General features: G+C 25.7%; 1 protein-coding gene. It reads right to left on the bottom strand.

Annotation, left to right across the window (positions count from 1 at the left end; genetic code table 11):
- Positions 1-265 precede the first annotated feature (265 nt).
- A partial coding sequence (locus tag HMPREF2918_RS11405) for a hypothetical protein (protein ID WP_176746001.1) occupies positions 266-1438 on the bottom strand: 1173 nt, incomplete at its 5' end.

Raw genomic sequence — 1438 nt, 5'->3', positions numbered from 1 at the left:
TCAATCTTGTGATTTGAGAAGTGGTGACTAATTACTTGAATTTTATATTTTTGAATACAATGTTGAAAGAAGTAATTGAAATTATAATTTAATAATGAAATATCGTTATCCTTCATGTACTGATATAACACGTGTTTTGTAGACTTACTTATTCTTGTATACAATTCATCCAAAGAATGATACCTCCTTTAAGTATAAAATACAAAACTAAACCAAAAAGGTTGAGTTAATTATATAAAAAAAGTGGACAATTGTCCACATACAATTACTTATCTTTAGCACTTAATTTTTTCAAATTGTTTAATTTAATAACTTCTATCTCCTTATCTGGATACACAATTTTTAAAATATCTCCATTTTTATGTTCTTCAATTAAAAATTTTGTACCTTCAGGTATATATTTTGAATTGTAAATTATTAGTTCTGGATACTCTTTGATATTCTCTTCAGATAACTCATCATAGTTATCTATGAGGTCTAATTTACTTGTATCTATTTTATTGTAAATTATTGAGGAGACTGGTGTGACAATTTCTTTTAACAAAGTAGTATCCCTATGCTTAATAAATGATTTATTGATGATAATATAAAACAAATATACTATAGAAATAAAAACTAGCTTATCCAGTCCATCGAATAGTTTAGCTCGTATATCATTTTCACCAATTTTACTTATAGTATTAGCAAGCATATTAAAAAACTTAAGGAAATAATGTTTTCCATCAAAAAAAAGCACAGAAAGATATAAAATTAATACGCTCGTAGCAACTGTAAGTTTCAAATTAAAAATATTTTTGGTAACAATATTTTTATTAGCTAAGGTATTATATCTAGCAGATAAAGGGCTATCATCCTGATATAAGACCCAGATATCTTCGGAAGTTAATAACGAAATAATTGCTATCACTAATGCAACAGCAATCCATGTGTCCTTTTCTACAAGTCCTAGTATAAATATTACAGTTAACCAAAGAACAAAAAATAATCCCTTAACTCTAGATAATTTAAATACCACATGAAAAATGTTAATGAAAAAGTATATATCAGTGCTCAATGCGATAATTAAGATAAAGAAATTCCAAGGTTGAGAAAATTCATGGACAATAGTTGCTTGGGATAGTATTAACTGGGAAAATAAATAACCGAGTTCAATAAAAAATATTATATTTTCTTTATTTGATATGTAGTTCTCAGTTTTATAATATTGACCCCCGCCCAATTTCTCAAGACGATAATCTTTAAGGAAATCGTCTTTAAATCTACAAAATAAAAATAATCCACCTAATATTACATAGATAACAAAGAAAAGACACAACATTTTTTTCCCATTTAGTGAACTTCCTTTAGTAAATGCAATAAGAAAATACGTTAAAAAATTAACAGCAAAAAATAAACAATGTATTATATTGTAGAGTTCTCTCTTAAAAAAAGATTTTTT

Source organism: Streptococcus sp. HMSC065C01 (genome assembly GCF_001813525.1).
Taxonomy (GTDB): Bacteria; Bacillota; Bacilli; order Lactobacillales; family Streptococcaceae; genus Streptococcus; species Streptococcus parasanguinis_V.
This window is presented reverse-complemented; position numbering and strand designations above follow the sequence as displayed.